Consider the following 6167-nt stretch of genomic DNA (forward strand, 5'->3'; position numbering starts at 1 on the left):
GTACTGCACACTTAAATTGCCCAATAATGATTGACTGCTGGACGTTGTTACCTATCTGCTTTTAGTATTTTCTTAACCACCATTTCCCTATTCGCATTAAGGCAATATACATCTTCGTCATAATTGATATATACACGAGAGAGAAAAGGTTCTAGACCTGGGTCGCCCATTTTACGCCCACCAACATAAATGGATATGCTTACAAACCGGCCAGCATCCTTATCCAGTTTTATACTTTTCTTGGTTTTGAGATTGTAAATTTCAACATTTTCGTAACCCGTATAATTGTTTCCATAAGAGCGCCATTCAGGAAGTGTTGGACTTTTGCACACCACAAAATAATCATCAGCCAGGTGGAAAATGGTACTAATGGTATTGTCGTTGAAATGCCTTTTTCCTTTAAGGTCAACTATATCGGCAACATTCTGTTCTCTTCCATTTGATATTTTATTGGTCTCCTTTAAAAGCACTATACCAATGTTCTTTGGAAAATTATTTTTGTTTTCGCCCATTACAGCATAAGCCTCTAAATAATCGTTACTCTTTAGCACAGTATCTTTATTCTCGTTTAAAAAACAATTAGTCCGGCCATTGTGGGTAAACATTCCCATTCCCCAACCAGCATAGAGCTGTATATCTTTGCCCAATTTAACTGGTCCTTTCTTTACGGGCGGCTCTGGTTTTTTACTATCGGTTACAGCTGTTTTGCCCATGGTAACATGCACTTCAGTTACTTTATTCTTCGCTGCGTATTCTGCCTGTTTCTTTTTAAAGGCAATTGCATTTTCTGCTTTAAGTTTTTCATTTTTTAAATTATGTGCAACGGAAGCAGCTTTATCATCCGCGATTTTCTTTTTGCGAGCGTCCTCATTTTCTTTGTCACAAGCGGGGCACATCAGTTTTCCTTCAGCGTTATTCCAGCCTTTAGGTGCAAACCTGCAATTATAACGGGCATATTCGCTCTTCGAAACATGCGATTGCGCATTTGCCACCTGTACCATAAACAGGAGCAAAACAATGGTCAAGAAACTTTTCATTTTATTTCGTTTAATTCATGGTAAAAATACCCGATCAACTAAACCATTTATATACCCTTTACTGGGTATATTTAGTTAGGTGGTTTATATACTATATTTATGAAATATTAGGTAAAAATATGGCGCAAAAGCTCAACATAACCGGAAAAGCAGGATTATTAAAATCCGCAATTGAAAATAAGCTCCGTTAATATTTTAATTTATTTTCGTTTCTCGAATATAATTGATATTTTTATACTACATACCGTTTTAGTATGCGGTATTATAATTATGAGCAGAGCAATAAATACGGTAATAACCGGTACTGGAAGTTATATCCCACAGAATATTATTTCTGGTAGTGAATTCCTAAATTCTACGTTTTTTGAGAATGGGAATCTATTGGAGAAAGAGAATTCAGAGATCATTGATAAATTCTCTGAGATAACGGAAATCGTAGAAAGACGCTACGCCTGCCCCGAGCAGTTAAGCAATCATATTGGCGCAAAGGCTGCAGAAAAAGCCATTGAAAATGCAGGAATTGATAAAGAAACCTTAGACTATATTATATTCTGTCATAATTTTGGCGATATCCCTTTAGGTAGCAACCGCATAGACATTTTGCCTTCTTTAGCTTCAAAGGTAAAACAACAGTTAGGCATTCAAAATCCAGACTGTGTTGCCTACGACATCATTTTTGGTTGTCCAGGATGGGTTCAAGGTGCAATACAGGCAGATTATTATATTAAAAGCGGAGATGCGAAACGTGTTATGGTTATTGGTGCAGAAACCTTAAGCCGCATTATCGATCCGCACGACCGTGATAGCATGATCTTTTCGGATGGTGCTGGCGCCGTAATTTTCGAGGCAGAAAAATCAGAAGAAAAAAGAGGAATTCTAGCACATAAGACAGAAACGCATGCCGTAAACCATGGCAATTTATTAACCATGGGCAAGAGCGCTCATCCTGATGAAACCAATGGAAACCTCTATTTAAAAATGAACGGGCGTAAGCTGTACGAGTTTGCGGTAATTCAGGTGCCTCAGGTGATTAAAAAGGCCATTGATAAAGCAGGCTTAAGCGTTGAAGATGTAAATATCGTATTTGTTCACCAGGCTAATGGAAAAATGGATACGGCTATTATGAAACGTTTGTTTAAGCTTTATGGCAAAGATACAGTGCCAGAAAACTTAGTCCCAATGACGATTTCATGGTTAGGAAACAGTTCAGTTGCCACCATACCAACCTTATTAGACCTGGTACTAAAAGGCGAAGTTAAAGGCTATAAAGTTAAGGCTGGCGATGTAGCTGTTTTTGCTTCGGTAGGAGCAGGGATGCACATTAATGCCTTTATACACCGCTTCTAATTTGCTAACCGTTTTAATCCGGCTCTGGCCTGGCTTTCAATGCTGCTTTCAAATTCATGATTTTTCATGGCAATGGCTGTATTGAAAGCCTCTTTCGCTTTCGTGTTATTTTTCCTTCTTTCGTAAACCTTACCCATCTGCACAGCAGCGTTGGCGGCAAAGTAATATTTTAAATTTTTGCCTTCATTAATGGTCTCCTGATAAGCTATTAATGCTTGATCGTCTTTCCCTAAATCATCATAAATTCTACCCAAACGGTAATTCAGTTCTGTTTTGTCTTTATCGCTGGTGTAATCCGTTACTTTCTTATCACCAAGGATCTGTAAGGCCCTGTTCAAATAACCCCCATCAAAAAGTAGCCGGGCTTTCAACAGATCAACTGTTGGCGTTCCTGAAGCAGCTTCGGCTTTCGCCTGTTTGTCTTTTTCCATGTAGGTATATCCGTTTTTAACTGCCTTGGCTGCAAATGCCGTGTAAGCCGCTTTGTCTCCCTTCAGAAGAGAGATCCAGCCCAAATGAAGGTAAGCGTCCTTCACAAAATTTACACCCTTGGTTGTCTGCAAAAAGCGGTTAAAATAGGTTCCTGAATTAAGATCTAGTTTATTTAGGTGCGCAATACCCTCCAGATAATCTAAATAAGGAAAAGGCTGATAAACCCCTCCTTCAGGCCGCTTGGCCAAAATGGCGATGGCTTCTTCGCTATGTCCATTTTTAATGCATACATAACTCTGCAAATAACTTTTTAACAAACTGGTATCGGCAATCCGCTCGGTATACTTTATGGTTTTTGCATAAGCCTGTGGGCTATGCGCTACATCGGTTAACACATAGGCATAATAAAACACCACTTCTTCGTAAAAAGGCTCGTAAGATGATTTCGGCAGATTATCTGCCAGTTTTTCGAACATATTTAATCCGTTCTGGAGGTTGCCTTTTATCCCAAAAGTAGATAATGCCGTTTTTAATGCCCCATCCGGAAGATTGCCCAAAACCGCATTAATCAACCCCAARCCTTTTAAGTTAAGATGAAAATTAGGAAACTTCTTATTGTTCTCCTGCAAAAGGCTGTTGGCCTTTTTAACCTCCATTGCAGCATTARAATATTCACCAAAACGCCCACGGATCAGCGCCCATTGCAAATTAATTTCTGCCTGCGCATACAGGTAGTACGGTGACCTTTTATCGTCATCACTTATTTGATCTAACCTTGTAGATTTATTGCCTTTTAAGCGATCAAAATCAGCTTTGCTTTCAGAAGTTAAAACCGTAAAATAATCTACATAGTTTTCTAAAAGTGGAATAATGGAATTATTGGGGTGCTGTTTTTTTTCGGTAGAGATATAAGCCCTTGCATTGCCTAATTTAAGTTCGAATATACTTTTATAGGCATTTAAGCAATTGTTGTTAAAGTCGAAATTTGCAAATAAGGATGCTGGAAATAAGAGAAGAGCAGAAAACGCAAAAGCAGGGAAGATTTTATTCATTCGGGAATATATTTCAGTTTGATCCTGTGCTATAGCAACAGTAGTTCACATTTAAACAAATATCTACATTAAACGCTAAAATCATATTCTTGTTTTGTGTAAACGCCAGAAAATAGGTCTAAACAAAAAACGTCCCGATTAAATCGGGACGTTCTAATAATTTATGATGCGGATTAAGCTTCTGCTACTTCGTGCGTTAAAGCTTCATCAACCAAAATACGCCCGCAGTGTTCGCAAACGATAATTTTTTTACGTTGGCGGATATCTAACTGACGTTGAGGTGGAATCTGGTTAAAACAACCTGAGCAAGAATCGCGATCGATTGTTACCACAGCTAAACCATTTACAGCATTTTTGCGTAAACGTTTGTAGGCAACCAATAAACGCTCTTCGATTTGAGGCTCGGCTTTATCAGCTTTCTTTTGTAAATCATGCTCTTCTTTTTCAGTTTCAGCAGTAATTACATCAAGCTCGCCTTTTTTAACTTCTAAATCTTTCTTTCTGCCATCTAACTCAGCTTTAGCAGCTTCGTAGATTTCAGTTTTAGAAGTGATTTCGAAACCGTGTTCTTTAATTTTCTTTTCAGAAACCTGAATATCTAAACCTTGAATCTCAATTTCTTTTGTTAAAGCATCGTATTCACGGTTGTTTTTAACTTCTTTTAATTGAGTATCGTATCTTTTGATGGCAGCTTGCGCATCTTTAATTGTATTTTTACGGGTTACGATTGAATCCTCAAGATCATCAAGTTCGCCTTTGATTTTTGCAATTCTAGTTTCTAATCCTAAAACGTCATCCTCAAGATCGGCAACTTCCATTGGTAATTCACCACGTACCTGGCGGATCTTATCAATTTTTGTGTGGATATTTTGTAATTCGTATAAAGCCTTTAGCTTTTGTTCTACGGTTTGTTCCATTAAAACAAGTAATTTATGGGGTTTGTATTTTGCTCCGTTAAACGGATTGCAAAGTTAGTAAATTTTTTCCGAATAATTTCAAGCAATAAATTTGAGGTAAATTGTTCAGTTTCAAAGTGTCCGATGTCGGCAATGATCAATTTTTCCTCCGCATCAAAAAACTCGTGATATTTAAAATCTGCGGTAATAAAAGCATCTGCTCCGGCAGCAATGGCCTCTTTTAACAGGAAGCTTCCCGAGCCGCCGCAGACCGCCACTTTTTTAATTCTTTTGCCAATTACCTCGGTGTGCCTAACCACTTTGGCCTGCATTCTATCTTTTACCAAATGTAAAAAATCATAGGCATCCATATCGTATTCCAACCAGCCTACCATGCCCGAGCCCACCAATTGGTGTTTATTTTCGAGTTTGTAAATATCGTAGGCTACTTCTTCATAAGGATGGTTCTCGAACAAAGCAACCAGGATTTTGCGTTCGGCTTGTGTAGGGTAAACCATTTCAATCCGCACTTCGGCCTCACGGTGGCGAACGCCTCTCTCACCTACAAAAGGATCAGCATCTTCGTTACCTTTAAAGGTGCCAAAGCCATCGGCATTGAAACTGCACTCACTATAATTGCCAATGTTACCTGCTCCGGCATAAAATAATGCCGAACGCAATTGCTCTGCCTGGGCCTGCGGGCAATAGGTAACCAGTTTTTTCAAAAGGCCTGTTTTCGGCGAAAGCACTTTAGTTCCTGTTAAGCCCAAACGCTCGCAAATCCTCGCATTTACACCAGTATGAACGCTATCAAGATTCGTATGAATAGCATAAAGTGCAATATTATTCTTAATTGCCTTAAGCACTACGCGCTCCACATAATTTTTACCGTTTAGTTTTTTTAAACCTTTAAAAACAATTGGGTGGTGGGTAATAATCAGATTGCAGCCTGTTGAAATTGCTTCATCTACAATCTTTTCTACACAATCTAAAGCCACTAAAGCCCCATGGATTTCCATATTCGGATCGCCCACAATCAAACCAGAGTTATCATAATCTTCCTGATAATTAAGTGGTGCTATGCTTTCTAAATAATTGGTAATTTCAGCTAATTTCATTTGATAAATATAGAAAATTTGGGGTTTTCTTGATAAGAGAAATAATTAATGTTTTTGTTTTGAAAATGTACAGGCCCACTTAAAGTTCAACAAAACCATTTCCAATATAATCAGTTCAAGTATAATTGTTGTCAGTCTGAGCTTGTCGAAGACCGCTTAATATCCGAAACAAAAAATATTTGTCCTTCGCAGGCTCAGACTGACAATATTTTTTGTTTTCTCCTTAAGTTATCATATTGTGGGAAGGGCAGGTAAAAACTAACCTAAGCACGAACAAACCCAGGT

General features: G+C 38.3%; 5 protein-coding genes. 1 reads left to right on the forward strand and 4 read right to left on the reverse strand.

Annotated elements, in window-relative coordinates:
* Nucleotides 1–47: 47 nt before the first annotated feature.
* On the reverse strand, nt 48–1037 hold the full coding sequence (locus AC1DPQ_RS14765; protein ID WP_477584601.1) for a hypothetical protein: 990 nt from the start codon (nt 1035–1037) through the stop codon (nt 48–50).
* Nucleotides 1038–1307: 270 nt separating this feature from the next.
* On the opposite strand from AC1DPQ_RS14765, the gene AC1DPQ_RS14770 reads away from it, so the two are divergent.
* Nucleotides 1308–2384: a 3-oxoacyl-ACP synthase III family protein gene (locus tag AC1DPQ_RS14770; protein ID WP_477584602.1), complete on the forward strand. Its 1077-nt coding sequence runs from the start codon at nt 1308–1310 to the stop codon at nt 2382–2384.
* Here AC1DPQ_RS14770 and AC1DPQ_RS14775 read toward each other — a convergent pair.
* The 3 genes from AC1DPQ_RS14775 to AC1DPQ_RS14785 all read right to left on the reverse strand — a co-directional run bounded on the left by AC1DPQ_RS14775 (nt 2381) and on the right by AC1DPQ_RS14785 (nt 5882).
* Nucleotides 2381–3868 (reverse strand): YfgM family protein, encoded by a 1488-nt coding sequence (locus AC1DPQ_RS14775; RefSeq protein ID WP_477609969.1) that lies wholly within the window; start codon nt 3866–3868, stop codon nt 2381–2383. The genes AC1DPQ_RS14770 and AC1DPQ_RS14775 overlap by 4 nt on opposite strands.
* Nucleotides 3869–4041: 173 nt before the next feature.
* Nucleotides 4042–4785, reverse strand: a complete 744-nt coding sequence (locus tag AC1DPQ_RS14780; protein ID WP_477584604.1) for a zinc ribbon domain-containing protein — start codon at nt 4783–4785, stop codon at nt 4042–4044.
* On the reverse strand, nt 4785–5882 hold the full coding sequence (locus AC1DPQ_RS14785) for a Nif3-like dinuclear metal center hexameric protein (protein WP_477584605.1): 1098 nt from the start codon (nt 5880–5882) through the stop codon (nt 4785–4787). The genes AC1DPQ_RS14780 and AC1DPQ_RS14785 overlap by 1 nt, the downstream gene beginning before the upstream one ends.
* Nucleotides 5883–6167: the final 285 nt, after the last annotated feature.

The sequence above is a fragment of the Pedobacter sp. 01T416_2 genome, from assembly GCF_056398925.1.

Bases quoted from the DNA above. Each gene is read 5' to 3' on its own strand.
- AC1DPQ_RS14765 (WP_477584601.1), bottom strand. From the start codon at position 1,037: ATGAAAAGTTTCTTGACCATTGTTTTGCTCCTGTTTATGGTACAGGTG.
- AC1DPQ_RS14770 (WP_477584602.1), top strand. From the start codon at position 1,308: ATGAGCAGAGCAATAAATACGGTAATAACCGGTACTGGAAGTTATATC.
- AC1DPQ_RS14780 (WP_477584604.1), bottom strand. From the start codon at position 4,785: ATGGAACAAACCGTAGAACAAAAGCTAAAGGCTTTATACGAATTACAA.
- AC1DPQ_RS14785 (WP_477584605.1), bottom strand. From the start codon at position 5,882: ATGAAATTAGCTGAAATTACCAATTATTTAGAAAGCATAGCACCACTT.